Source organism: Dactylosporangium sp. NPDC051087 (genome assembly GCF_055586325.1).
Genome location: NZ_JBVJIJ010000021.1, coordinates 1 through 25,743, shown reverse-complemented (window position 1 = coordinate 25,743; position 25,743 = coordinate 1). Strand labels below are relative to the sequence as shown.

At 71.3% G+C, this 25,743-nt stretch carries 21 protein-coding genes; 7 read left to right on the top strand and 14 right to left on the bottom strand.

The window, feature by feature from the left end; all coding sequences use genetic code 11:
* Positions 1-27: 27 nt before the first annotated feature.
* From ACZ6TV_RS35060 to ACZ6TV_RS35030, 7 genes are all read right to left on the bottom strand, one after another.
* Positions 28-1,323 carry a peptidoglycan DD-metalloendopeptidase family protein gene (locus tag ACZ6TV_RS35060; protein WP_465302104.1) on the bottom strand — a complete coding sequence of 432 codons (1,296 nt, stop codon included), beginning with the start codon at positions 1,321-1,323 and terminating at the stop codon, positions 28-30.
* Positions 1,324-1,459: 136 nt separating this feature from the next.
* Positions 1,460-2,335 carry a permease-like cell division protein FtsX gene (gene ftsX / locus ACZ6TV_RS35055; RefSeq protein WP_465302102.1) on the bottom strand — a complete coding sequence of 292 codons (876 nt, stop codon included), beginning with the start codon at positions 2,333-2,335 and terminating at the stop codon, positions 1,460-1,462.
* A 61-nt stretch (positions 2,336-2,396) separates the two neighbouring features.
* Positions 2,397-3,077, bottom strand: a complete 681-nt coding sequence (gene ftsE, locus ACZ6TV_RS35050) for a cell division ATP-binding protein FtsE (RefSeq protein WP_033367409.1) — start codon at positions 3,075-3,077, stop codon at positions 2,397-2,399.
* Positions 3,078-3,294: 217 nt separating this feature from the next.
* Positions 3,295-4,410, bottom strand: a complete 1,116-nt coding sequence (prfB, locus tag ACZ6TV_RS35045; RefSeq protein WP_465302099.1) for a peptide chain release factor 2 — start codon at positions 4,408-4,410, stop codon at positions 3,295-3,297.
* A gap of 29 nt (positions 4,411-4,439) precedes the next feature.
* Positions 4,440-4,955, bottom strand: coding sequence for a PadR family transcriptional regulator (locus ACZ6TV_RS35040; protein WP_465302097.1), 516 nt, complete (start codon positions 4,953-4,955; stop codon positions 4,440-4,442).
* 82 nt (positions 4,956-5,037) lie between these two features.
* Complete coding sequence (locus tag ACZ6TV_RS35035) at positions 5,038-7,578, bottom strand: serine/threonine-protein kinase (RefSeq protein WP_465302095.1); 2,541 nt, start codon at positions 7,576-7,578, stop codon at positions 5,038-5,040.
* Positions 7,579-7,674: 96 nt separating this feature from the next.
* The gene (locus tag ACZ6TV_RS35030) at positions 7,675-8,496 is read right to left on the bottom strand and encodes a tryptophan 2,3-dioxygenase (RefSeq protein ID WP_465302093.1); all 822 of its coding nucleotides are present in this window, start codon (positions 8,494-8,496) and stop codon (positions 7,675-7,677) included.
* Between the two features lie 26 nt (positions 8,497-8,522).
* Here ACZ6TV_RS35030 and ACZ6TV_RS35025 point away from each other — a divergent pair, with 26 nt between their 5' ends.
* Positions 8,523-10,112 carry a WYL domain-containing protein gene (locus tag ACZ6TV_RS35025; protein ID WP_465302091.1) on the top strand — a complete coding sequence of 530 codons (1,590 nt, stop codon included), beginning with the start codon at positions 8,523-8,525 and terminating at the stop codon, positions 10,110-10,112.
* A 55-nt stretch (positions 10,113-10,167) separates the two neighbouring features.
* On the opposite strand, the gene pruA is transcribed toward ACZ6TV_RS35025, so the two are convergent.
* Complete coding sequence (pruA, locus tag ACZ6TV_RS35020) at positions 10,168-11,787, bottom strand: L-glutamate gamma-semialdehyde dehydrogenase (RefSeq protein ID WP_465302089.1); 1,620 nt, start codon at positions 11,785-11,787, stop codon at positions 10,168-10,170.
* Between the two features lie 95 nt (positions 11,788-11,882).
* Here pruA and ACZ6TV_RS35015 point away from each other — a divergent pair, with 95 nt between their 5' ends.
* A complete protein-coding gene (locus ACZ6TV_RS35015; RefSeq protein ID WP_465302087.1) occupies positions 11,883-12,734 on the top strand; it encodes a hypothetical protein in 852 nt (283 codons plus the stop codon).
* Here ACZ6TV_RS35015 and ACZ6TV_RS35010 read toward each other — a convergent pair.
* Positions 12,731-13,237, bottom strand: a complete 507-nt coding sequence (locus tag ACZ6TV_RS35010) for a DUF6912 family protein (protein WP_465302085.1) — start codon at positions 13,235-13,237, stop codon at positions 12,731-12,733. The genes ACZ6TV_RS35015 and ACZ6TV_RS35010 overlap by 4 nt on opposite strands.
* Positions 13,238-13,348: 111 nt before the next feature.
* On the opposite strand from ACZ6TV_RS35010, the gene ACZ6TV_RS35005 reads away from it, so the two are divergent.
* Positions 13,349-13,618, top strand: a complete 270-nt coding sequence (locus ACZ6TV_RS35005; protein WP_465302083.1) for a helix-turn-helix domain-containing protein — start codon at positions 13,349-13,351, stop codon at positions 13,616-13,618.
* A 241-nt stretch (positions 13,619-13,859) separates the two neighbouring features.
* Entirely contained in the window at positions 13,860-14,498 is a 639-nt protein-coding gene (locus ACZ6TV_RS35000) for an Rv3235 family protein (RefSeq protein WP_465302081.1), read from the top strand.
* Between the two features lie 1,019 nt (positions 14,499-15,517).
* Here ACZ6TV_RS35000 and secA read toward each other — a convergent pair.
* Positions 15,518-18,415 (bottom strand): preprotein translocase subunit SecA, encoded by a 2,898-nt coding sequence (secA, locus tag ACZ6TV_RS34995; RefSeq protein ID WP_465302079.1) that lies wholly within the window; start codon positions 18,413-18,415, stop codon positions 15,518-15,520.
* Positions 18,416-18,585: 170 nt separating this feature from the next.
* Between secA and ACZ6TV_RS34990 the strand changes: the two genes are divergently transcribed.
* From ACZ6TV_RS34990 to ACZ6TV_RS34980, 3 genes are read left to right on the top strand one after another with little or no spacing between them, the layout of a single operon-like run.
* Positions 18,586-19,734: a GNAT family N-acetyltransferase gene (locus tag ACZ6TV_RS34990; protein WP_465302077.1), complete on the top strand. Its 1,149-nt coding sequence runs from the start codon at positions 18,586-18,588 to the stop codon at positions 19,732-19,734.
* Complete coding sequence (locus tag ACZ6TV_RS34985; RefSeq protein ID WP_465302075.1) at positions 19,731-20,783, top strand: GNAT family N-acetyltransferase; 1,053 nt, start codon at positions 19,731-19,733, stop codon at positions 20,781-20,783. The genes ACZ6TV_RS34990 and ACZ6TV_RS34985 overlap by 4 nt, the downstream gene beginning before the upstream one ends.
* 40 nt (positions 20,784-20,823) lie before the next feature.
* The gene (locus tag ACZ6TV_RS34980) at positions 20,824-21,927 is read left to right on the top strand and encodes a glycerophosphodiester phosphodiesterase (RefSeq protein WP_465302073.1); all 1,104 of its coding nucleotides are present in this window, start codon (positions 20,824-20,826) and stop codon (positions 21,925-21,927) included.
* 42 nt (positions 21,928-21,969) lie between these two features.
* Here ACZ6TV_RS34980 and hpf read toward each other — a convergent pair whose 3' ends face one another.
* From hpf to ACZ6TV_RS34960, 4 genes are all read right to left on the bottom strand, one after another.
* Positions 21,970-22,587, bottom strand: coding sequence for a ribosome hibernation-promoting factor, HPF/YfiA family (hpf, locus tag ACZ6TV_RS34975; protein WP_465302071.1), 618 nt, complete (start codon positions 22,585-22,587; stop codon positions 21,970-21,972).
* A gap of 319 nt (positions 22,588-22,906) precedes the next feature.
* On the bottom strand, positions 22,907-23,575 hold the full coding sequence (locus ACZ6TV_RS34970) for a ComF family protein (RefSeq protein WP_465302069.1): 669 nt from the start codon (positions 23,573-23,575) through the stop codon (positions 22,907-22,909).
* A gap of 27 nt (positions 23,576-23,602) precedes the next feature.
* Positions 23,603-25,471, bottom strand: a complete 1,869-nt coding sequence (locus ACZ6TV_RS34965; RefSeq protein WP_465302067.1) for an LpqB family beta-propeller domain-containing protein — start codon at positions 25,469-25,471, stop codon at positions 23,603-23,605.
* On the bottom strand, positions 25,468-25,743 hold a 276-nt coding region (locus ACZ6TV_RS34960), incomplete at its 5' end, for an ATP-binding protein (protein ID WP_465302065.1). The genes ACZ6TV_RS34960 and ACZ6TV_RS34965, both read right to left, overlap by 4 nt.

Below are 25,743 nucleotides of genomic sequence, written 5' to 3'. Positions count from 1 at the left end.
ATCAGCGTATCGCGTTGAGCAACAGGGTTAGCACAAGCAACCGGGCAGCCAGGACAACGGCTGCACGGGGCTGCCGTTGAGCCTGACCTCGAAGTGCAGGTGGTAGCCGGTCGAGGCGCCGGTGGTGCCGACCCGGCCGATGACCTCACCGCGGCGCACGGTCTGCCCGACGCGTACGAGGATCTGCGACTGGTGCGCGTAGCAGGTGGCCAGCCCCTTGCCCTGATAGAGGCCGTGGGACACGCAGGTGTAGTTGCCGTTGCCGCCCGCCCAGCCGGCCCGGACCACCTTGCCGTCGGCGGCGGCGAGGATCGGCTGCCCGCCGCCGGCCGCGACGTCGATGCCGGCGTGCAGCTGGTACACCTTGTAGACCGGGTCGAAGCGCATGCCGTAGTTGCTGGACTTCCAGCCGTGCACGGGCATCAGGAAGAAGGCTCCGGTCTTCGGCGGGAGCGCGGTGGTGAGCGGCGCGCCGCCGGTGCTCGGCTTGCCGGCCGCCTTGGCCGCCTTCGCCGCGGCCGCCGCCTCCGCCGCCGCGGCGGCCCGCAGTTCCGCGGCGACCCGGTCGCTGTCGACCTTGAGCTGCTGGTAGCGGGCGAGGACGGCGGCACGCTCGGAGTTGGCGACGGCCTCGGCCTGGGCGCTCTTGTCGATCAGGATCTTCACGTCGGCGGCGGCCTGCTCGGCGCCGGTCTGCGCGGCCATGCTGTCCTGCAGGGCCTGACGGGTCTGTTCGGCCGCCTGGCCGGCCTTGTCGCGGGCCAGCTGGGCGACGTCGGAGCGCTGCTTGGCGGTCATCCTGGCGATGGTCAGGTCGTCGAGTGCGCGCTGGCTCTCCGCGGCGACCCGGTCGAGGTAGGAGATGCGCAGCGCGAGGTCGTTCGGCGAGCCGGACTCGAGGATCGAGTTGAACATGGCGAAGCCGCTGCCCTTGTACGCCGCCGCGACGAACGCGGACACGTGCTCGCGGCCTTCTTCGACGTCGGCCTTGGCGCCGTCGTACTCGGTGTCGGCGGCGTCGAGCACGGCGTCCGCGGCGTCCCGGTCGCGCTGGGCCTGCCGGGCGGCGGCGTCGGCGGCGATGACCCGGCCCTTGGCGACCTCAAGGGCGTCCTCGGCGCCGGGCAGCGCGGCGGTCGCGGCGGCGTGGTCGGCGGCGGCCTGCTGCGCCTTGTCGGTGGCGGCCTCGAGCGTCGCCTGCGTCTCCTGGATCTGGCGGTCGATGCGTGCCTTGTCGTCGCGGGCGTCGGCGTGCCCGGCCGTGCCACTGCCGAGCAGCACGACGGTGGCGGCGATGGCGCAGACGATCCTGATCCGGTTCACATAACCCTCCAGTACCACTTGAGGGTTACCGTAAGCGGCTAAACAGCCATAAGTCCGGATTTCGGGTAAAACGCGCGGGACCGGGCACACGAAAGGGGGCGGACCGCGACGGCCCGCCCCCTTCGGTGAACGTTCGTCAGACGCGCACGTAGAACCGCAGCGTGATCCAGGCGGTGATCGCGCTGACCAGACCGCCGGCGCCGGCGAGGACCGGCAGCATCAGCCAGATGCTGCTCCAGTCGATCGGCAGCAGCACATTGGCCAGCGCCTTGAGCGACCCGTCGATGAAGAAGAACTTCGCCGCCACCAAGCCGCCGAACGCCAGCAGCGCGCCGAGCAGACCGGCAAAGACCGCCTCCAGGACGAAGGGCAACTGGATGAACCAGTTCGACGCGCCGACGAGCTTCATGACCGCGACCTCACGGCGCTTGCTGTAGGCGGCCACCTGGATGGTGTTGGCCACCAGGAGCAACGCCGCGGCGCCCTGGATGATGGCGACGGTCAGCGCGAGGGTCTGCAGGGCGCCGAGCAGCTCGAAGACCTTTTTCAGCAGTTCCTGCTGGTCGACGATGTCGCTGATGCCCTCCTGGGACCGGATCTCGTCCTGGAGGTCCTTGACCTTGGTCGGGTCCTTCAGCTTGACGCGGTACGACTCGGGCAGCGACTCCTTCTTCGTCGCGTTCACCAGGTCGGGCGCGTCACGGAACTGCGTCTTGAACCGCTCCCATGCCTGGTCCTGGGTCTCGTGCTTCACGTCCTTGACGAGAGCACTGCCCTTGAGGGCGCCTTCGATGTTGGCGCGCTGCTCGTCGGTGACGTCGGCCCTCAGGAAGATGGACACCTCTACCCGCTGGTAGAAGAAGTCCTCCATCTTGTTGACCTGGAAGAACAGCAGCAGGCTCGCGCCCAGCATGGTCAGCGACACCGTCATCGTGATGATCATCGCGATGGTCATGGTGACGTTTCGCCAGAGCCCGGTCAGGACTTCGGACAGGACGTACTTCAAGCGCATCGGGTGGGGTTCCTTCCCAGCGGACCCGGCAAAGTCAGGAGTGGACTACGGCGGAAACGCGTCAGCCGTAGACACCACGCGGCTGGTCCCGCACGATCCGGCCGCTCTCGATCTCGACGACCCGCCGGCGCATCTGGTTCACGATGTTGGAGTCATGGGTGACCATGACGACCGTGGTCCCGGTCCGGTTGATCCGGTCGAGCAGGCGCATGATCTCGATCGACGTGTCCGGGTCGAGGTTTCCGGTCGGCTCGTCGGCGAGAAGGATCAGCGGCCGGTTGACGAACGCGCGGGCCACGGCGACACGCTGCTGCTCACCACCGGACAGCTCATGGGGGTAGCGGTGCTCCTTGCCGCCCAGGCCGACGAGCTCCAGCACCTCGGGGACGACGCGGCGGGCGACGCCCTTCGACTTGCCGATGACCTCGAGAGCGAAGGCGACGTTCTCATACGCGGTGCGGTTGGGCAGGAGACGGAAGTCCTGGAACACGCAGCCGATCTGCCGGCGGAACGCCGGGATGCGCCACGAGCGCATCGAGGTCACGTCGCGCTCGTTGACGACGACCTTGCCCTTGTTGGGCGTGACCTCATGCAGCAGCAGCTTGATGATCGTGGACTTGCCTGAGCCGGAGGGTCCGATGAAGAAGACGAACTCGCCCTTTTCGATGTTGACGGAAACATCGTCGAGTGAGGGGCGGGACGCCTTCGGATACGTCTTCGTCACGTGGTCAAGCCGAATCACGGGACGTGAGTCTACGCGGTGTGACATCCACGCCAAGTACACGAAGTGCGTCGCGCGGCGTTTGCCCTAAATGCGAACCCGAAGAGCTGACCCGAAGTGCAGGGCAGCGCTGGATTCCAGCCGTGAGTGTGACGTACGCCTCACTCACGGCCCATGCACGAAGATAACCGAAGGTGATCGCCGCACTCCAATGCGATGATCATGTCCCCCGAACGGGTCACGCGGGGTTGAGCTCCCGCTGCTTCCGCCACCGGATGCCGGCGTCGATGAAGCCGTCGAGGTCGCCGTCGAAGACCGCGGACGGGTTGCCCGTCTCGTGCTCCGTGCGGAGGTCCTTGACCATCTGGTACGGGTGCAGGACGTAGGACCGCATCTGGTCGCCCCAGGAGCCCTGGACGTCGCCGCGCAGCTCGTTCATGGTCGCCTTCTCCTCGGCCCGCTTCACGGCGAGGAGCTTGGCCTTCAGCACGTTCATCGCGGTCGCCTTGTTCTGGATCTGCGAGCGCTCGTTCTGGCACGACACGACGATGCCGGTCGGCAGGTGGGTCAGGCGGACCGCGGAGTCCGTCGTGTTGACGCCCTGGCCGCCGGGGCCGCTGGAGCGGTACACGTCGACGCGCAGGTCGTCGTCGGGGATCTCGACCTCGTCGGTCTGCTCGACCACCGGCACGACCTCCAGCGCGGCGAACGACGTCTGCCGGCGCCCCTGGTTGTCGAACGGGCTGATCCGCACCAGGCGGTGCGTGCCGGACTCGACGGACAGCGTCCCGTAGGCATACGGCGCCTTCACGGCGAACGTGGCCGACTTGATCCCGGCCTCCTCCGCATATGAGGTGTCGTAGACGTCGGTGTCGTAGCCGTGCCGCTCGGCCCACCGCAGATACATCCGCAGGAGCATGTCGGCGAAGTCCGCGGCGTCGACCCCGCCGGCCCCGGCGCGGATCGTCACGAGGGCCTCACGGGCGTCGTACTCCCCCGACAGGAGGGTGCGGACCTCGAGCTCCTCGATCGACTTCGTCAGCGCGGTGATCTCGTCGGCGACCTCGCCGAGCGACCCGGCGTCGTCCTCCGCCTGGGAGAGCTCCAGCAGCACCACGGCGTCGTCGAGCTTGGCCCGCAGCCGCTCCAGCTTGCCGATCTCACCCTGGACATAGGACAAACGGGACGTGACCTTCTGCGCGGCGACCTGGTCGTCCCACAGGTTGGGCACGGCGGCGGCCTCTTCGAGCTCGGCCTTCTCCTTGCGGAGCCGGTTGAGGTCGATGACGGCCTCGATGTTGCGCAGGACGACATCAAGGTGCTTGAGCGATTCGGCGTGGTCGAGAGCGGTCACCCTCAAAGACTACGCCGAAGCCCGCGCGGCTATTTGCTGGGCGCGCCCTTGAGCCAGGCGAGGGCCGCCTTGTGATATCCGACGGCGAACTCCAGCGACGCGGCATAGAACTCGTCGCCGGACTTCTTCGCCTCTTTGGCCATTTCCCGCGCCTCGGTCAGCGCCGCATTGTGGTATTCGGCGGCGTGCGCATAGACCTGCTGCAGTTGTGCACCCGTCTGCTGCACGCCGAACGCGACACGCAATGCGACGGGATTGCGCAGCGCCTCACGACCGGCGGGCTCCGACAGCCAGCGGGTGAATGCGCGCTTCCCGGCCGGCGTGATCGCATAGGGCTGGCTCGAGCGCGCCCCCGGCTTGCCGAGCCTGACATAACCGGCGGCGGCGAGCGCCGGAAGCTCGCGATAGACCTGGCTCCGCGTCATCGACCAGTAGGCGCCCAGGCGTCGCTGCGCGGCGGCCATGAGCTGCCCGCCGGTCATCGGCCCCTCGTGCAGCAGACCGAGCAGGGCCGCCGCGGTCGCGTTGACTCCAGATTCCGCCATGTGCCCTACGCTGTCATCTTTCTCGGGCCCAGTCCAGGATTTCGACAAATCCACTGTCGACTGTCGCGTCGCGACTGTCGAGTTAGGACGGAAATTTCGGGGGTGGCGGAAAAGACGGCATCGTCGGGAACGGCGGCAGCGGATCACCGATACCGGGAAGGCTCCGGGTCGGCGAAGGCACCGACGACGGACGCTTCGTGGGCGGTTTCCCGGTCTCGCCCGGCGCGGTGGAACCGTCCACCGGAGGCGTCCCGGAGGGCTCTCCGGAAGCTCCCCCGGAAGGCTCCGCCGAAGGGTCCGTGGAAGGCGACGGCCCGGCGCTCGGCACCCCGGCGGGCGTGGTCACGTTCACCGGGGTGGGCTTGCCGCCGCCGAACCCGCCGGCCGCCAGCACCACGCCGACGCCGAGCAGGACGAGCAGCAGCACGGCCCCGCCGACCAGCACCAGGACCTTCCGGTCGGACCGCCGGGCCGGGGCGTCGGCGGACAGGCCGGTCGCGCCGCCGCCGGCACCCTCCTCCCCCGGCTCGTCCGCGGAGGCCCGCAGCCAGGGCAGCACGTCGGGCGTGACGGGCGGCTGAGGGGTCTGCTCAGCAGTCCGCGGCGGCGGCGGTACGGCGGAAGCCAGCACCTCGGTCCGCGGCTCCGCGGCGGCGTCCCACGGGCCGGCCGGTGCGTCCGCGACCACGGCAGGACCGGCGAAGACCGGGTCGGCGGCCATCGGCGCAGGGATGTTGCCGGTCTCGGGCAGCACGGGCCACGCCGCGTGCACGACGACGTCGGTGGACTTCTCCTCGGGTACGGCCTCCCCGCCGGGAGCGGTGCCCGCTCCGGCGGCGCCGGGGGTCTCGGCCCGCTGCTGCGGGATGCCGGGCGTGAGCACGACCGTGAACGCGTCCGGGGTGGGTGCCGCGGCCTCCTCCCCGTCCGGCGTGGCGCTCCCGTCCGGCGTGTCGCCGCCCCAGAGCGGCACATCGGTCACCAGCGCGGGCCCCTCGCCGTCCACGTCACCCGGGCGGTCCTGCTGGTCCACCGCCTCCTCACCGACGGCGGCGGCGTCCTCCGAGACCGCGGCCTCGGCCGGCGCGGCAGCCTCGGCGGCGGGCACAGCCTGGACCGGCGCGGTGACGTCGTCGGAAACCGCGATCCCGGACGGCGAGACAACCTCGGCCGGAGGAACGGTCTCGACCGGCGCGGTGACCTCATCGGAGACCGCGTCCTCCGCCGGAGGGACGGCACCCGCCGGAAGAACAGCCTCGTCGGAGACCGCGACCTCGGCCGGGGCGGCGACCTCGGAGGACGGGACAGCGGCGGCCTCGGCCGAGGGAACGGCTGCGGCCGGAGCGGTGACCTCGTCGTCCGAGGCGGTGGTCTCCGCCGGAGAGACGGTCCCGGCCGGGGCGGCGGCCGGCGTGGCGAGCGCCTGCTGCAGCGCGGCGAGCGCGCCGTTCACCGGCTTGGCGAGGACGACCTCCGCGGTCGGCGGCTCCGCGGCGGGCACGATGACCTCGGTCGGCGGCTCCTCCGCCGCCCCGTCCAGAGCCGGACCAGCGGGAGCGACCGGAACGGCGGGGACGGCGAAGGGCCCCCGCGCCAGGGTGGGCATCTCGGCGAGCGGCAGCCCGTTGGGCTCCGTCGGCAGGTCCTTGATCGGCACGGCCATCATCAGCGCGGCCGACGCCGCGGCCGGGGAGGTCGGCGCGGTCGGCAGCGGCACCCAGTCGACCCGGCGGACCGGCGTGGACATCGGCGCGGTCTGCTCGGCGGAGCGGACCCAGAAGGTGACCGCCTCGGCGGGCAGGCGCGGCAGCGGCTCGAAGCCGTCGAGGGCGCCCTCCGCGACCCGCAGCCGCCCCACGATCGACGCGGCCGCCGGGCGCATGCGCGGGTCGAGCTCCATGCAGGCCTCGATGATCGGCCACAGCGCGGCGGGCATCCCGGGCGGCGGCACGGGCACGCAGTCGGCGTGCCGGCGCAGGACGTCGTTGGGGGATCCGCCACGGTACGGGCTGCGACCGCAGATCAGCTCGAAGAGCACGACGCCGAGCGCGTAGACGTCGGAGGCAGGGCTGGGCAGGCCACCGGCGACGACCTCGGGCGCCACGTACTCGGGCGTGGCGTGGGTCGGGCCGGCCGGCTGGTCGAGGCGGCGGGCGACGCCGAAGTCGGCGAGGCGCACCGGGCCGCCGTCGAGCGGGACGAGCAGGTTGCCGGGCTTGACGTCGCCGTGGACGATCCCGGCGGCGTGGACGTAGGCGAGCGCGTCGGCGACCTGGGCGACGACCTCGGCCGCGGCGGCGGGCGGCAGCGGCCCGTCGGAGCGCAGCCTGCGCCGCAGGTCAGGGCCGGTGACGAGCTCCATCGCGATGGCGAGCAGGCCCTTGCCGGTGATCAGGTTGTGGACCCGGATGACCGACGGGTGGTCCAGGCCGGCGAGCAGCTCGGCCTCGCCGAGGAACCCGTCGACGAGCTCGGGCACCTCGGCGGCCTCGGAACGCATGACCTTGACCGCGACCCACTGGCCGGTCTGTTCGTCGTACGACCGCCAGACCGCGCCGATGGCACCCCGGGCGACCTCGGACTCGAGCCGGTACCGGTTGCCAAGCAAGGTCTTCGTTTTCATCGCGGACCCCTCCCCATCACCTAGGACGGTAGGCCCGCGTCGATGCCCCGCGACGGACCGGGTGGGTCGGTTGGCACAAAGAAGGGAGTAGCGCCGCTACATGTGTGAGCGCAGCTCCCACAGCTCCGGGTAGAAGCGCAGCTCGACCCGGGACCGCAGGTAGGCGCCGCCGGCGCTGCCGCCCGTGCCGGCCTTGGTGCCGATCTGGCGCTCGGCCATGAGGACGTGCCGGGCCCGCCACAGCGACCACGCCTGGTCGTGGGCGACCATCGTCTCCGCGAGGTCCCAGAAGCGGCCGTGGTGCTCCCGGTCGCGGGAGATGGCGAGCAGCGACTCGATGCGGTCCTCCTTGGTCGCGACGGCGAAGCCGGCCTTCTCCAGGCTGGTCAGGAACGCCTCCCACACGCTCGGCTCGTCCAGGCGCCGGTTGAGCCGGGCCTGCTCGGCCTCGGACAGGCCGCGGAAGCGCTGCAGGTACGTCGGATCCTTCATCCCGGAGAGGAACTCGATCTCCCGGAACTGCGCGGACTGGAACCCGGACGCCGGGGACAGCTTGTTGCGGAAGCGCAGGAAGTCCTGCGGGGTCATCGTGTCGATCACGTCGACCTGCCCGACCAGGACCCGCTGGATGGCGAGGCAGCGCTCCAGGCGCACGCGGGGCAGATAGGTCTCGCCGGTCAGCAGGCGGTCCCGGGCGTCGGTGAGCTCGTGGAGGATGAGCTTGAACCACAGCTCGTACACCTGATGGATGGTGATGAAGAGGAGCTCGTCGTGCGCGGCGGGATCCGACTCGGGGACCTGCGCGTCGAGCAGACCGGACAGTTGCAGGTAGTCACCGTACGTGAGGCGGCCGCCCTGCTCCCCGAAATGCGCGTCCTGCCAGTTACCGGCGACGTTGCCGGGCGATGGGTTGGTCACCTCCCAAACCTATAAGGTCACCACTCGTGACGAGAGGTGCACTTGTCAGCTGGCTGGGACGGTTGGCGGAGGACGAGCTGGGCGCGGTGCTGCGCCGCCGTCCCGACGCGCTCGGCGCGCCGCCACCGGAGGACCTGGTGCAGCTGGCCGCGCGGCTGTCCGCCAGGACCGGGATCGACGAGGTGGTCGCCCGGCTGCCGCTGCCGGCGGTGCAGGTCCTGGAGGCCATGACGGGGGGTGGCCCGGTGCCGCTGCCCGACCTCGCCGACCGGCTCGGGGTCGCCGTCGACGACCCGGCCCTCGACGCGACGCTGCAGGTGCTGCTCCAGCGGGCCCTCGTGTGGCCGGCGGAGGACGACGCGGCGCTGTTCACCGCCGCGTACCTGCCCGCCGCCGAGGAACAGGACGCGTTCGAGCCGGTGCCGCCGGCGCCCGCACTGCTGCCCGCCGACCGGACCGCGGTGCGTGACGCCGCGGTACGGGCGGCGACCCTGCTGCTCGAGCAGCTGCCGGTGCTGGTGGACGCCGCGGCGGCGCGCCCGCTGAGCCGGCAGCGCTCTGGTGAGGTCGCGGTCCGTGAGCGGCGCCGGCTGGCCCTCGCGACGGGGCTGCCCGAGCCGACGGTGGCGCTGCTGGCGGACCTCGCGGTCGACGCGCGGCTGCTCGGTGCGGACGGGGTGCGTTTCGTGCCGTCGGCCGCCTACGACGACTGGGCCGGCCGGGCGCCCGCGGACCGGCTCGCCAGGCTGCTGAAGGCCTGGTGGTCCGGCGCGCCGCTGCGGCAGGTCGTCGTCCGGGCGATGCACGAGCTGCCCCCGGACACCGCTGTCGCTGACGTAGTGTCGCTGGCGCCGCTCGTACGGTGGACGGCGCCGCTGCCGACGAGGTCGATCGCGGATCTCGCCGAGGTGGTGCGGGACATCGTCGCGGAGGCCACCCTGCTGGGTGTGTGCGCGTCCGGTGCGCTCAGCCCGATCGGCCGGGCGCTCGCCGACGGCCGGAGCCTGCCGGAGGTCGCGCAGCGGCTGCTGCCGGCCCCGCCCGCCGACGAGCTGCACGTGCGGGGCGTCGGCAGCGTGATCGTCAGCGAGGACACGGCGCTGCTCGACGACATCGTCGGCGCCGAGGGGCTGGCGCCGCTGAAGCTCAAGCGGGTCGCGCCGACCGTCGCCGGGTCCGCGCTGTCACCGGTCGACACCCTGGCCGCGTTGCGCGCCGCCGGCTACCGTCCGGCCCGCGACGCCGGTGCCGGGCCGGTCCGGCTGCACCGGGCCAGGGTCGACCACGCGCGGCCCGCCGTCCGGCCCACCGTGGACCCTTCGGAGCTGGCGGCGCGGCTGCTCGTGCCGGCGCAGCGCCAACCCGACCCGCTGGAAATGATCCGGCAGAAGGCGCCGCAGCTGCGCCCGGAACAGGCCCGGCTGCTCGCGACCGCGGTCGAGGACGGCTCGCCGGTGTGGATCCGCTACGTCGACGCGCAGGGCCGCGCCTCCGAGCGGGTCATCGACAACGCGCACCTGTCCGGCGGCACCATCGACGCGTGGTGCCGGCTGCGCCGCGACGACCGGGCCTTCACCCTGGACAAGATCGTCGCGGTCGCGCCGGTGCGGCTTTGAGGCGTGTTTGGTGGGTGGGCCCGCCGCGGCCCGGCATCCACCCACCAACCACGCCTTAGCCCTGGTGCGGGTAGCGGTGGTCGGTCGGCGGGACGAACGTCTCCTTGATCGTGCGGGGTGACGTCCAGCGCAGCAGGTTGTGCCAGGAGCCGGCCTTGTCGTTGGTGCCGGAGGCGCGGCCGCCGCCGAACGGCTGCTGCCCGACGACCGCGCCGGTCGGCTTGTCGTTGACGTAGAAGTTGCCGGCGGCGAAGCGCAGGGCGTGCGACGCCCGCTCGACCGCCTGCCGGTCGGTGGCGAAGATCGAGCCGGTGAGCGCGTAGGGCGCGACCGACTCCGCCTGGGTGACGACGGCGTCGTAGTCGGCGTCGGGGTAGACGTGGACGCCGAGGATCGGGCCGAAGTATTCGGTGGTGAACACCTCGTGCGTGGGATCCGTCGCCTCGATGACGGTCGGCCGGACGAAGAAGCCCTCGCTGTCGTCGGTCGTGCCACCGGCGACCACGCTGCACGAGGGCGAGTTCTTGATCCGGTCGAGGGCCTGGGCGTGCCGGTCGAACGCCCGCCGGTCGATCACCGCGCCGCCGAAGTTGCTGAAGTCCGTGACGTCGCCATAGGTCAGGCCGTCGGCCTTCTCGACGAGGTCGTCCTTGATCTTCGCCCAGATGCTGGCCGGCACGTAGGCGCGGGACGCCGCCGAGCACTTCTGGCCCTGATACTCGAACGCGCCCCTGATGAGGGCCGTGGTCAGGGCGGCCGGGTCGGCGGACGGGTGGGCGATCACGAAGTCCTTGCCGCCGGTCTCACCGACGATGCGCGGGTAGGAGCGGAACTCCCGCTCCGCGACGATCCGGTTGAGCGTGCGGAACACCGCGGTCGAGCCCGTGAAGTGGATGCCCGCCAGGTCGCGGTCGGCCAGGGCGACCTCGGACGTGGCCAGGCCGTCGCCGGTCACCAGGTTGATCACGCCGGCGGGCAGCCCGGCCGCCTCGAACAGCCGCATCGTGAAGTGCGCCGCCAGCTGCTGCGTCGGCGACGGCTTCCACAGCACGGTGTTGCCCATCAGGGCGGGCGCGGACGGCAGGTTGCCGGCGATCGCGGTGAAGTTGAACGGGGTGATCGCGTAGACGAAGCCCTCCAGGGGCCGGTGGTCGAACCTGTTCCACACGCCGGGCGACGACTTCGGCTGCTCCGCCAGGATCTGCTGGGCGAAGTGGACGTTGAACCGCAGGAAGTCGATCAGCTCGCAGGCGGCGTCGATCTCGGCCTGGATGGCGGTCTTGCTCTGCCCGAGCATGGTGGCCGCGTTGAGCGTGTCCCGCCACGGCCCGGCGAGCAGGTCGGCGGCCCGCAGGAACACCGCGGCCCGCTCGCTGAACGGCAGGTCGCGCCACGCCGGCGCGGCCCGCTTCGCCGCGTCGACGGCGTCGGCGGCGTCCTTCGTGGTCGCGTTGCGCGTGACCCCCAGCACGTGCCGGTGCTTGTGCGGCTGGACCACGTCGATCGGGTCGCCGGCGGCCATCCGCTGCCTGCCGTCGATCGTCATCGTCAGCTCGAACCGCTCACCGGCCAGCTCGGCCAGCCGGCGCTGCAGGCTCTCCCGCTCCGCCGACCCGGGCGCATAGCCGCGGACCGGCTCGTTGGTCGGGTCGGGCACGGCGAACAAGCCATCCATCACGGCACTCCACATCATCGTTGGCGGGATCCTTTCCCATCCTCCCACGGGTCCCTGAACGGTCATTAGGGTCGCTGCCGCGTACGCTGCTGCTCGTGACAAACCAGGTCGTCTCCTCTTCTTTGGACCGCCGGCCGTACACGGTCTTCGTCGTCGCGCTGGCGCTGCTCGCGTTGACGCTCTGGTCGACGTACAGCGTGATCGCCAACGCGGCGAGCGACTTCCTCGTCACCACCCTGGCCGCGCTGGTGCTGCCCAGCGTCCTGCTCGCGACGATCCTGACCGGCGCCGCCGCCGGAGTCGTCGCCGTGGGGAGGCTGCCGTGGCGCCCGCTGCTGTCCGGCGTCGCGGCCGGCCTGGCCGTCGGCCTGCTCGCGATGGGCGGGATGCTGGTGGCGTATCACCATGGCCCGGCCGTCCCGTACGTGGCCGCGGTGGTCGCGGTGACGGGCGCCCTCGGCGGCGCGACGGCGGCGCTCCGCTTCCCGGACGCGGTCGCCGCCGGGATCGCCGGCGGGGTGGCCGCGACCGCACTCGGGCTGGTCGCCGCCTACTTCCAGAACGACCTCGTCGACCTCTTCGGCAACCAGGAGACCGTCGGCACGATGGCCGAGGCGGCCTCACGCCTGCAGCTGACCACGTCCGTCCTGAGCGGCGTCCTGGCCGGCGTGGCGGCCTTCCTCGTCCTGCGGCGCACCGGTCTCGCCCTGCCGTGGCCCGTGTACCCGGCGGCCGGCGCCGCCGCGGGCGTCCTCACCCTCGTGGCGACGCTGCTGGGCTGGCTCGGCCGGCTGCCGCTCACGGCGATCGTCGAGGACTACAGCTCCTTCGACGCGCAGATCATCTACAGCCGGCTGCCTGAGCAGATCAACCACGGCATGATCGTGCTCTTCGCCGGGGCGTTCACGGCGATGATCCTGGTCGGCCGGACCATGCGGCGGCCCTAGCGGATGAGCTGGTCCAGTTCCGACGGGTCGTACCACTCCAGCTCGTGGTCCTCGGCGCCGTCGACGGTGAACTGGGCATCCGGGTCACCGGCCGCGGCCTCCTCCACGACGTCCGCGGCGGCCGACACCTCCGCCTCGGCGTCGCCGCCGTCGACGTGGATCGCCGCGACCGCCCGCAGCGGCACCTTGCCCGACACCTCGACCTGACTCGAACCGAGGTCCAGGCCGGCCATCTTCAGCGTGCTCCCCGGAAGGTCCACGCAGAGCACGACCCTCCTGCGGGGCGCCTTCGGGTCGTGCCGCAGCAGCCGCAGGGCACTCTGCGCGGCACGGGTGAACGCGACGTATTCGAGCTCCTCCTCGTCGCCCTCCGCATACCACTCCCGCAGCGCGGGCGTGACGGCGTGCGCCTCGGCCGGCGGGGGCAGCTCGCCGCTCTCCCGCAGGACGGCCAGCTGAGCCAGGGTCGCGGGCAGATACACGCGGGTGAGGTCACTCGTCACGACACCTGTCCTACACCCTCGCTCCGGCTTTTGGCACAGAATCGCCCCGCGTGTCTTCTTCTTTCGGGGCCGTCGCAGCCTGCCGGGGGCGAACGGTGGCAAACTGAGGCGATGGAGCCGCGATTCCTGCTCATGGCCGACGTCGCCGAGCAGTTGAACGTGTCGACCTCGCAGGTCTACCACATGGTCCGCAGCGGCGAACTTCCCGCGATCAAGGTCGGCGGGCGGGGGCAGTGGCGGATCGAGCGGTCCAAGCTGGAGGAATACATCGAGCGCAAGTACGCCGAGACCGCCGAATGGGTGCGCACCAACCCCCTGGGGGACCGCCCGGACGACGACTCCACGGACGGCGCGAACGGAGCGAACGGCGCGTTCGCGTAAAGCGACGGAGACCGTTTTATCTACTTTTATCATCTCTTTACGGTTCATTTGATCTTGCGTTTGCCTACGTTTGCCTTGACTCAGGTGTGGGCGAGTCTTAGAACGGAGGAAGCAAACGTAGGCAAACGCAAGGATCGGGGGATCAGTCATGGCGCCCACCACGACTCCGGCTCGCCCGCGCCGTCGCACTTCCACCAGAGCCGCTCCACCGCGCCCCGCCGCCGTGCCCGCCATCGCCGCCGTGCCCGCCATCGCTGCGGGTGTTCCTGCCGCAGGCACCGCCGCCGCGGACACCGCCGCTACGGGTGTCGAGGCGAGGTCGCGGCCGGCCGGCCCGGCCTTCGTGGCGCGGGCGGCGCCGCCGCTGGACCCGCCGTGCGAGGAGACCCCGGTCCGGCGCCCCACCCAACCCCCTGCCGGCATGGACTTCCTGCCGGGCGACTGGCTGGCGTTCCCCGGCGCGGCGCCCGCACCCGCCAGGCCTGCCCGCACACCCGAGCCGGCCGCCACGCCTGCGCTGCCGTCCCCCGCCTCGGCCGCTCAGCGGTTCGTCGGCATGTGCGTCGAGATCCTCAACGGCTACCGCCCCGCCGCCCACCTCCGCCAGATGACCCACCCGAAGCACTGCAGCGCCGTCACCGACCAGCTGATCCGCCGCACCGTCCGGGTCCGCATGTCCCCGTCCCACGCCGCCCGCCAGGGCAACCTGGTCCGCGTCCGCCGCATGCTCGTCACCGAGCCCCTCCCCGGCGTCGCCGAGCTCGTCGCCGTCCTCGAACAGGGCCACGCCGTCTGGGCGATGGCGGTCCGCCTGGAGCGCTCCGCCCGCCGGATCCCGGGCCAACCCACCTGGCAGTGCACCCTGGTCCAGGTCGTCTGAAGCCCCGGTGCCGCCCACCGAGGGAGGGCGGCGGGCGGCACCGGCCAACCCCCAGCGACCCGTCCCGTCACGGGGCAGGACGGGCCGACCCCCCAAGACCCCCGGTGCGTCCTCTGTCTGGTGGGACGGCGGGCGCACCGGGCCTCACCAGCCGATCTCGCCGTGGCCATGCCGCGGGCGCAGCGCCCCTTCCCCGCGTGGATCGCCGGCCGCCTCCGGGCCGCGATGCCGGTCAACGCCCCTCCCGACGACCCAGCAACCAGTGCCACCGGCGCACAGCCCTCGACCCAGACGCGGCGGCCGGACCAAGTCGAGGTGAGGAGAACGGCAAACCTCACCGCAGCAGCGCCACGACAGTTTGCGGGCGTAGCGCACCTTCCGAGTGCGGATCGCCGACCACCCGGGGGCGATGCCGGTCACCGACCTCACGACCGCTCCAGCAACCCATGCCACCGGCGCGCAGACCACGACCCAGAGGCGGCGGCCGGACCCAGTCGAGGCGAGGAGCCCCGCCGTAGCAGCGCCACGACAATTGCGGGCTCAGCGCACCTTCCGCGTGCGGATCGCCGACAGCCGGGGCGATGCCGATCACCGACCTCACGACCGCTCCAGCAACCCATGCCACCGGCGCACAGACCACGACCCAGAGGCGGCGGCCGGACCCAGTCGAGGCGAGGAGCCCCGCCGTAGCAGCGCCACGATGAAGGAAAGAACGACGAACGCCCGCCGGGTCCGAGGCGAGGTGAAGAGGACGGCACACCCCGCCCCCGGTCGCGCCGCGACCAAGCAAGGAAACAGCGAACGCCCGCCGGTCCAAGCCGAGGCGAGAAGGACCGCACACCCCGCCCCAACCGCACCGCGACCAAGCCAAGAAAACAGCGAACGCCCGCCAGTTCGAGGCGAGGTGAAGAGGACGGCACACCCCGCCCCGGTCGCGCTACGGAGGGGAGAAACGGCGAACGCCCGCCGCTCGGGGGTTGAAGGGCCCAGAGCGGCGGGCGCTCGAAAAGGACGGACTGTCAGGCGCCGCCGGGGGCTCCGTGGCAGCGCTTGTACTTCTTGCCCGAGCCGCACGGGCAGGGGGCGTTGCGGGACGGGCCGTTGCTGGCGACCGCCTGGCCCGGGGAGGGCTTGCGGGAGGGCGCCGGCGGGCCGGAGCGGCGCACGCCGCCTGTGGCCGGGGGCGGCGGGGCGTTGCGGGGGGCGCCGCCGAGGCCGAGCGCGGGAGCTTCCTCCTGCTGCTCGATGTGGACGCCCGCCTCGCCGTCGATGGTCGGGGCGGAGTACTGCAGCGCGCGCGGCATCCGGTTGCCGCCAAGGCCCTTGGCGCGGATCTCGACGTGCGGCTCGGGCAGCGGGACGTTGGCGCCGACCTCGGCGGCCGCGGCCACGTCCAGCACCGGGGCCGGAGCCTCCTCGACCTGGACCTCCAGGTTGAAGAGGAAGCCGACGGCTTCTTCCTTGATGCCTTCCTGCATCTGCTGGAACATGTCGAAGCCCTCGCGCTGATACTCGACCACCGGGTCGCGTTGCGCGTAGGCCCGCAGCGTGATGCCTTCCTGCAGGTAGTCCATCTCGTAGAGGTGCTCGCGCCACTTGCGGTCGATGACGTTGAGCAGGACCTGGCGCTCCAGCTCGCGGACGGCCTCGGCGCCGAGCTCCTCCTCGCGGCGGTCGTAGGCGGCGTGCGCGTCGTCGATGAGCTGGTTCTTCAGGAACTCGGGGTCCAGCGAGCCGCCGGCCTCCTCCTCGAGGTCCTCGATGGTGACGCCGACCGGGTAGAGCTGCTTGAGGTTGGTCCACAGCTGCTCGAGGTCCCAGTCCTCCGCGGTCTCGCCGAGGGAGGTGGCGGCGGTGACGTAGTCGCCGACGACGCCGTCGATCATGTTGCGGACCTGGTCGCTGAGGTCCTCGCCGTCCAGGACGCGCTTGCGCTCGGCGTAGATGACCTTGCGCTGCTTGTTGAGGACCTCGTCGTACTTGAGGACGTTCTTGCGGATCTCGGCGTTTTGGGCCTCGATCTGGGTCTGGGCGCTCTTGATCTGGCGGGTGACCATCTTGGACTCGATGGGCACGTCCTCCGGGATGTTGAAGCGGTCCATGACGGCCTCGACGGCGCTGGCCCGGAAGCGGCGCATCAGCTCGTCCTGCAGCGACAGGTAGAACCGGGACTCGCCCGGGTCGCCCTGACGGCCGGAACGGCCGCGGAGCTGGTTGTCGATCCGCCGGGACTCGTGCCGCTCGGTGCCCAGCACGTACAGGCCGCCGGCGTCGGTGACCTCGTCGGACTCGTCCTCGACGAGCTTCTCCCAGCGGGGCAGGGCGTCCTCGAAGGCGGCCGCGTATTCGTCCGGGCCCTCCTCCTCCGACAGGCCACGCTGGCGCAGCTCGGCGGCGGCGAGGTATTCCGCGTTGCCGCCGAGGAGGATGTCGGTGCCGCGGCCGGCCATGTTGGTGGCGACGGTGACGGCGCCCTTGCGGCCGGCCTGCGCGATGATCTCGGCCTCTTTGGCGTGGAACTTCGCGTTGAGGACGGCGTGCGCGACGCCCCGCTTGCGCAGCAGCTGCGACAGCAGCTCGGACTTCTCGACGGAGACGGTGCCGACGAGGATCGGCTGGCCGAGGGCGTGCCGCTCGACGATGTCGTCGACGACGGCGTTGTACTTCGCCTTCTCCGACTTGTAGATCACGTCGGGGTGGTCGACGCGGACCATGGAGCGGTGCGTCGGGATGGAGATGACGCCGACACCGTAGACCTTGTTGAACTCGGCGGCCTCGGTCTGGGCGGTGCCCGTCATGCCCGAAAGCTTGGAATACAGGCGGAAGAAGTTCTGCAGGGTGATCGACGCGAGGGTCTGGTTCTCCTGCTTGATCTCGACGCCCTCTTTGGCCTCGATGGCCTGGTGCATGCCCTCGTTGTAGCGCCGGCCGTGCAGGATGCGGCCGGTGAACTCGTCGACGATGAGGACCTCGCCGTCGTTGACGACGTAGTCCTTGTCCTTCTTGTAGAGCTCTTTGGCCTTGATGGCGTTGTTCAGGTAGCCGACCAGCGGGGTGTTGACCGACTCGTAGAGGTTGTCGATGCCGAGCTGGTCCTCGACCTTGCCGACGCCGCGCTCGGTGACGGAGATCGTGCGCTTGGACTCGTCGACCTCATAGTCACCCTCGCCGTCCTTGCCGCGCTTCATGCGGCCGACGACGCGGGAGAACTCCTGATACCACCGCGCGGACTGCTCCGCGGGGCCGGCGATGATCAGCGGGGTGCGGGCCTCGTCGATGAGGATCGAGTCGACCTCGTCGACGATCGCGAAGTTGTGGCCCCGCTGGACGAGCTCGTCGCGCGACCATGCCATGTTGTCGCGCAGGTAGTCGAAGCCGAACTCGTTGTTGGTGCCATACGTGATGTCGCACTCATACGCCAGGCGGTGCGCGGAGGACGGCTGGTTGGGCAGCACCGTGCCGACCGTGAGGCCGAGGAACCGGTGCACGCGGCCCATCCACTCGGCGTCGCGCTGGGCGAGGTAGTCGTTGGTGGTGATGACGTGCACGCCCTTGCCGGAGAGCGCGTTGAGATACGCCGGGAGCACGCAGGTGAGCGTCTTGCCCTCACCGGTCTTCATCTCGGCGATGTTGCCGTAGTGCAGTGCGGCACCACCCATGACCTGCACGTCGTAGTGGCGCTGACCGAGCACCCGGGAGGCCGCCTCGCGGGCCACCGCGAACGCCTCGGGCAGGATGTCGTCCAACGTCTGACCGTCGGCGAGCCGCTCCTTGAACTGGTTCGTCATGTCGGCCAGCTCTTCGTCGGAGAGGTCTGCGTACTCCTCTTCCAGCGAGTTGACGGCATCGGCGACAGCCTTCAACCGCCGCACCTGGCGACCTTCGCCGGCGCGGAGGATCTTCTCGAAAATCGACACGGGTCAGCGCTCCCTTAAACGTCTGCGACCCATCGTAGGCGGCCTTCCGCCCAAACTGCCGCCCCCGCCCACCCACTCTACGGACACTAACGGACAAATAGGCACAAAAAGCACGACGGTGCGAAGAATATCCGCCGACAGCAGACACATTTGGGGCAGGATCGGCGGACATGGAGCCGATCGAACTGACCACCGGCGACGGGCTCGTCCTGCGCGCCTGGCAGGAGGACGACGCCGAAGACGTCTTCCTCGCCTGTCAGGATCCCCTGATCCAGCGTTGGACCAGGGTTCCCGTGCCCTATCTGCGCGAGCAGGCGGTCGCCTACGTGCGGGAGATGTCACGGGCCGCCTGGGCCACGCAGACCTCCGCGCCGCTGGGGGTGTTCGACGCCCGCACGGGTGAACTGCTCGCCTCCGCCGGTCTCGTCACCCTCGACCTGCGCAACCGGCAGGCCGAACTCGGCACCTGGGTGGCGCCCTGGGCGCGCGGCCGGCGGGTCGCCGAGCGGGCCGGGCGGGCCGTCTCGCACTGGGCGTTCGAGGTGCTGGGGCTGACGAAGCTGGTCTGGCGCGCCGAGGTCGGCAACCACGCGTCGAAGCTCACCGCGGAGCGGATCGGCTTCACGTTCGACGGCGTGGTCCGGGCGCTGCTACCGGCGAAGGAGGGCGGGTTCGTCGACGGCTGGCACGGGGTGATGCTGCCCGGCGAGGTCTGCGACACCGCCCCGCCCTGGGTCGCCACCGGCGGGCCCGGCGCGCTGCGCGCCCACACGTTCGGCAGTCCCCCGACCCGCCTGCCGGCCGGGCCCGGCACGCTGCGGCTGGCCCGCGACAGCGACCTGGACGACCTGGTGGAGACCTTCCGCGACCCGGAGACCGTCCAGTGGACGTCGGTCCCGCTGGACTACGGCCCGGAGCAGGGCCTGGACTTCATCCAGCACCGGTACCCGAACGGCTGGCTGCACGGCACGGGCGTCGGGTTCGTGCTCGCGGACCCCGACGACCGCTTCGCCGGCACCATCGACCTGCGGATCAACCCGGCCGACCCGGTCACCGCGGAGCTGGGCTTCTCCTCGGCGCCGTGGATCCGGGGCAAGGGCTTCATGACCGAGGCGGCGCGGGCGATCTGCGGTTTCGGGTTCGACCGGCTCGGCCTGGGCCGGATCGTCTGGCGGGCGCACGTCGGCAACATCGGGTCGAGGAGGGTCGCGGAGAAGGTGGGCTTCGTGGTCGAGGGCGTGCAGCGGGACAGCTGCGAGCAACGCGGCATGCGCCTGGACGGCTGGGTGGCGACCCTGCTCAGGAAGGACCTGAAGTGAACGTGGCGCTCAGGCCGTGGCGCGCCGAGGACGCGGACACCGTCGCCGAGGCGTGCGGCGACCCGGTCATCGCCCGCTACCTGCCGTTCCTGCCGCAGCCGTACACCCGCGACGACGCCCTGGCGTTCTTCCGGGACAAACCCGGGGACCCCGCGATCGTCGACGCGGACACCGGCCGGGTGCTCGGCGCGATCGGATCGACCCCGCGCGGCGACGGCATCGCCGAGGTCGGCTACTGGGTCGCGCCGTGGGCCCGCCGCCAGGGGGTCGCCTCGGCGGCGCTGGAGCAGTTCAGCGCCAGGCTGTTCGAGCAGGGGCTGCGGCGGGTGTACCTCGTGACGGCGCTGACCAACGGTGCGAGCCAGCGGGTCGCCGTGGCCGGCGGCTACACCCGTGAGGGCATCGCCCGAGGCTCGGCCCGCGCCGCCGACGGCACCTGGGCGGACATGGTCGTGTGGGCCCGGACCGCGGGCGACCCGCCGGGGCCGAGCGCCCGGGCGCTGCCGGACCTGGCGGGCGGCGAGCTGACCGACGGCGTGGTCACGCTGCGCCCACTCACCGAGGACGACGGGACCAGCACGTACGAGCTGCGCAGCCGCCCGGACGTCAGCGGCAGGTCGGTCGTCGGCACCCCGATGGACCCGGCCGTCGTGACCCGCCAGTGCGCCGAGTCGGTGTCGAAATGGATCGCCGGGCTGCGGGCGGAGATGACGATCCGCGACGCCGCCGACGGCGCCTACCTCGGCGAGATCGCGCTGTTCTACTTCGAGCCGCTCCTGCGCGAGGCCATGATCGGCTACAGCCTCACGCCCGGGGCCCGCGGCAAGGGCCACGCGGCCCGCGCGGCGCGGCTCGTCACCGGCTGGGGCTTCGAGATCGGGATGGCGAGGATGATCGCCGGGACCGCGACCGACAACGTCGCGTCGCAGCGGGTACTGGAGGCCGCCGGCTACCACCAGGAGGGCCTGCAGCTCGGCCGGCTGCCCGGACCGGACGGCACACGGATCGACAACCTCCAGTTCGCCAAGTTGCGCCCGGCGGCCACCTAGGCGTCATCCGACGTTGCCGTACGGCCGCGACAGTCAGGGCATGCGTCGTCGTGCAGTGATCTCCGGCATGGGCGTGGCCGCCGGGGCCGCGGTCCTCCCACAGACCCTCGTCAGCCCCGCGGCCGCCCACACCACCAAGCCGCCGCACAAGTCCCGCCCGCTCGTCATCGGGCACCGCGGGGCGAGCGGCCACCGGCCCGAGCACACCCTGGCCGCGTACCGCCTGGCGATCGCCATGGGCGCGGACTTCATCGAGCCGGACCTCGTCCCCACCAAGGACGGCCAGCTGGTCGCCCGCCACGAGAACGAGATCTCGGGCACCACCGACGTGGCGTCGAAGCCGCAGTTCGCGGGTCGCAGGACCACGAAGACCATCGACGGGGTCAGCGTCACCGGCTGGTTCACCGAGGACTTCACGCTCGCGGAGCTCAAGACGCTGCGCGCGGTCGAGCGGCTGCCCGCGGTCCGCACGCACAACACGATCTACGACGGGCTCTTCGAGATCCCGACCCTGCAGGAGGTCATCGACCTCGCCCGCTCCTCCGAGCGCACCGCCGGCCGCAAGATCGGCGTCTACCCGGAGACGAAGCACCCGACGTACTTCACGTCGATCGGCCTCCCGCTGGAGCCGCTGCTGGCGCGGGTGCTCAAGCGCAACGGCCTTGCCGGGCGCGACGCACACGTCTTCCTGCAGTCGTTCGAGCCGACCAGCATCAAGAAGCTGCGCGGCCTGGTCGACACCCCGTCGGTCGTGCTGCTCGACGCGGTCGGCTCGCCCTTCGACTTCCGCAGCACCGGCGACCCGCGCACCTGGGCGGACCTGGCGAAGCCCGCCGGGCTGGACTGGCTCAAGACCTTCACCAACGGCGTCGGCGCGACGAAGAACCTGGTCATCGCGCGGGACGCGGCCGGCAACCTGCTCGCGCCGACCCCGCTGATCGCCGACGCCCACGCGCGCGGGCTGAAGGTGCACTCCTGGACGTTCCGGAACGAGAACCAGTTCCTGCCGCTCAATCTGCGCAAGGGCACCGACCCCAACGCGTGGGGCGACGTGATCGGCGAGATCAGGACCTTCCTCGCGGCCGGGCTCGACGGCGTGTTCGCCGACTACCCGGACACCGCGGTCCTGGCCCGCGACCTCTAGTGAGCAGTGGCGGGCCGGTGACCCCGGCCCGCCGTCTTCAGTTCACGCGCCGAGGCTCATGACCCCGTAGTCATACGCCTTGCGGCGGTAGACCACGCTCGGCCGGCCCGACTCCTTGTCGTTGAACAGGTAGAAGTCGTGGCCGAGCAGCTCCATGTGGAACAGCGCGTCGTCCACGGTCATCGGCTCACCGGGATGTTCCTTCTCCCGGACGATGTGCCACGGCTGGTCGTCCTGCTCCTCGACCAGATCGAACGGCTCGACGTCGGCGAGCGTGGCGACGCTGGCCCGCTCGGGCTGGGTGAACGCCAGCGACGCGGTCGCCGCGGCGACGGAGACCGGCGCGTGCCGGCCCCGATGGACGCGCCGGCGGTCGGCGGCCCGGCTCAGCCTGCTGTCCAGCTTGGCGATGGCGGCGTCCAGCGCACTGTAGAAGTCGGCGGCGCATGCCTCCGCCCGGATCACCGGTCCGCGGGAGACACATGTGATCTCCACCCGCTGACAGTGATCGGATTGGCGCGGATTGCGCTCGTGAAACAACTCGACGTCGACGCGGATGAGCTTGTGGTCGTATCGCTCGACCTTCTGCAGCTTGTCTGCGACGTGCTGCCGGTAATGGTCGGGCACCTCGACGTTGCGGCCCTTGACGACGATGTCCACTCCTGGCCTCCCCCACGGGTATCACAAAGGAACGGGTTTGGGTTCGGGTTTTGTTGATCGGACTGCTCGGCCGGATCGCGCCTCCCCAGAGGCTTGAGCCCACACGGCACGCGACCGAAACGGATGGGGCAGGGTCCTCCCTTCCGAACCGGCGCTCGCGAACGCCGGTGAGGTCGTCTCTCGACGTTAAACCGAGTACAGCCGCTAGTCACCCCCGGTTCACAAGAACTCTCCGATCAACTCCTGAAACCCTCCTCGCGGATTACCCCGAGTGGCGCACGAAGTAACGTTCCGCACAAAAGCGCACGAAGGACGTGATCTACGCGGCACGCTGCGTAGCGGCCAGAACGGCGACCCGGTCGACGCGGACCCCGGCGGCGCGCAGCCGCGCGGCCGAGGCGGCGAGGGTCGACCCGGTGGTGATGATGTCGTCGACGAGGACCACCGTGCCGCGCACCGTGGGCCGCCGGCGGCGCACGGCGAACGCCTCCCGCGCGGTGGCGGCCCGGTCGGCGGCGGACAGCTCGACGGAGTCCTCCCGCTTCGGCAGCGCCCGCAGCAGCCCGGCCACGTCCACCTCGACTCCCCGGCGGCGCAGGGTCCCGGCCGCGGACAGCGCGATCCGGTCGATGTGGTCGCCGAAACGCCGCCTGGCCGCGGCGGAGGTGGCCGGCACCGGCACCAGCGTGACGCGTCCAGGTGGCACAGCGGCGGCGACCACCCTGGCGAGCAGCCCGCCGAGCACCGGCGCCAGCTCGTGCCGGTTGCGCTCCTTGTACTGGATGAGCATCCGCCGCACCGACCCGGCATACGCGGCGAGGGCATACGCGGGCGGCAACCCCGGCGGCTCCGGCACCGGCCTGGTGCGTCCCGGCCGGGCCGCTGCCAGGGCCTCCCGGCACGGCCCGCACAGCACTCCGGTCGCCGGCTCGTCGCACCCGGCGCACGTCGCCGGCAGTACCAGGTCCAGCAGATCCTTGATCAGCACGAGCGTCGGTCCGCCTTCAGTTCGCCTTCAGTCCGCATAGAACGGCGACAGCGGATATGTTTCCGGCTGCTGCGTCGCCGACGGCTTCGGTGTCGGGCCGGACTCGTTCTCATCGATCAACTTGACCTGGTCGGTGTACACCACCCAGGTGCGCTGGTTGGCCTCGAACAGGATCAGCAGCTGCTCCGCGGTCTTGGTCGGGTCGCCGGCCCGTGCCGACAGCTCGGTGACGGACAGGGCGCTGGTCTTGTCGGGTGCGCGCCGGGGCAGCGGCTTCTCGCCGGTGCCGTCGATGCTGGTCCAGACCAGCGAGTAGCCGGGGGCGTCCTTGTCGACGTGCGGCTTGCCGCCGATCGCGAGCGTGGTCTCCGTGACCCACCCGATCGCCTGGTTGTCGCCGAGCGAGTTGGGCACCGCGTGCTGCACGCCGAGGCTGAGCTTGCCGTTGTCGACGATCAACTGGGCGACCATGGCCGTTTTGCCGACGACCAACGCGATCCGCCGGCCCTCGGGCGACACCGAGAAGGCCGAGACATTGGTGAGCTCGCTGCCGTTGGGGCCGCGCACGATCGCGGCCTGGGGCGGCTCGCCGGCGTTGCCGGGCGGGGTGACCGCCCACAGATGGAGGCCGTCGGCGATCAGGAACCGCTGCACGGGCCGGCTGATCCAGACCGGCCGGCTCAGCGTGGCGCTCGGGGGGACGGTGCTGTCGACGTACTTCGGCTCCGACGTGCTGGCGTTGACGACGAGCTGCAGCTTGGCGGTCGCGCCGGGCCCTGTCTTGCGGACCAGCGCCGCCCTCGTCCGGGGCCGGTTGATGGTCGCGGACACGACGTCCTTGTTCGCCTCGCTCTGGCCGAACAGCACGGGCGGGTCGACGGTCGTGTCGAACTGGCGGACCGACCCTTCCCGGACCGCGAACTTCACCTGGTCGACCGGGTCCGGCAGGACGGCGACGTTGTCGCTCAGGTAGCCGCCGGAGGCGTTCGTGGTCTCCTTGGCGTTCTCGTAGGTCAGCGTGACCTCCGGATGCCCGGCGAGCGACCAGCGGATCTGGCTCGCCAGCTTGCGCAGGTCGTCGGGGTCCTTGCCGCGCGCCTTCGAGGTGAGGTTGACCTCGACGCTGTCGTCGTCCCGCAGCGTCGGGCTGTCCTTGGTCTCGATGTCGGAGGGCAGCTTCTCCGCGACCTCGCTCAGCCACTGCGACGGGCCGTCGACGAGCCACTGCACGACCTCGGCGACCCGCTTCGACGGGGTCAGCACCTTCGGCATGTAGCGCAGGTCCGGCACCAGCTTCGGCGCGTCGACGCCCATCTCCCAGAAGTAGATGGGGCGCTGCTCGTACAGCTCGTCCAGCCCGGCCGTGCTCAGCACCATCATGTTGTTCGGCACGCTGGACAGCCGCAGCTTCCCCCCGACGTATTCGCCGGTGAACTCGAACTCGGAGGTCAGATCGGAGTCGTCGCCGGGCGGGATGAGCCGGCCGTCACGGTCGAGCTGACCGACCTTGGTGAATCGGGTGACGACGGTGGTGTTGTCGGCTCCCTTGTAGGTGGACTCCGCCTGCATCACGGTCAGGGTCGGCTGCGGTTTCCAGAGCTCCGCGGCCTGCGGGGTCATGAAGGTCTTCATGCGGGCCTGGGTCTCCGTCACGGCCTCCGGCTGGCCGGGGCTGGTGACGTTGCCGCCGACGGAACTCTTCAGATAGAGACCGACCAGGTCGACCAGGGTGCCGGCGTCGTCCGGCTTCGGCGCCTCCAGCGCCCGGTCCTGCACGCGGCTGGGGTTTGCCGCGGGGCCGACGTATTTCGGGTCGGTGCGGTCGGGCAGCCCGCACCCGCCGAGCAGCAGCGCGGCCGCCGTCAGGCAGGCGGCCAGGCGGCGGAGCCGGGTCACGGTGTCTCCCCGATCAGCGCGGCCTCGTCGGCGCGGGCGTCGTCGGGCACCAGGCGCAGCGGCGAGGAGACCAGGCGGTCGCCGGAGCGCACCGGCAGCGTCAGGCGGAACTGGGCGCCCTTGCCGGGCGCGCCCCAGGCCTCCAGCCAGCCGCCGTGCAGCCGGGCGTCCTCCAGCCTGATCGACAGCCCGAGCCCGGTGCCGCCGGTCTGCCTCGCCCTGGACGGGTCGGCCCGCCAGAAGCGGTTGAACACGAGCTTCTCCTCGCCGGT

Excerpts from the sequence above, each read along its gene's own strand:
- ftsX (WP_465302102.1), bottom strand. The coding sequence starts at position 2,335 with ATGCGCTTGAAGTACGTCCTGTCCGAAGTCCTGACCGGGCTCTGGCGA.
- ACZ6TV_RS35040 (WP_465302097.1), bottom strand. The coding sequence starts at position 4,955 with ATGGCGGAATCTGGAGTCAACGCGACCGCGGCGGCCCTGCTCGGTCTG.
- ACZ6TV_RS35035 (WP_465302095.1), bottom strand. The coding sequence starts at position 7,578 with ATGAAAACGAAGACCTTGCTTGGCAACCGGTACCGGCTCGAGTCCGAG.
- pruA (WP_465302089.1), bottom strand. The coding sequence starts at position 11,787 with ATGGATGGCTTGTTCGCCGTGCCCGACCCGACCAACGAGCCGGTCCGC.
- ACZ6TV_RS35005 (WP_465302083.1), top strand. The coding sequence starts at position 13,349 with ATGGAGCCGCGATTCCTGCTCATGGCCGACGTCGCCGAGCAGTTGAAC.
- ACZ6TV_RS34990 (WP_465302077.1), top strand. The coding sequence starts at position 18,586 with ATGGAGCCGATCGAACTGACCACCGGCGACGGGCTCGTCCTGCGCGCC.
- ACZ6TV_RS34980 (WP_465302073.1), top strand. The coding sequence starts at position 20,824 with ATGCGTCGTCGTGCAGTGATCTCCGGCATGGGCGTGGCCGCCGGGGCC.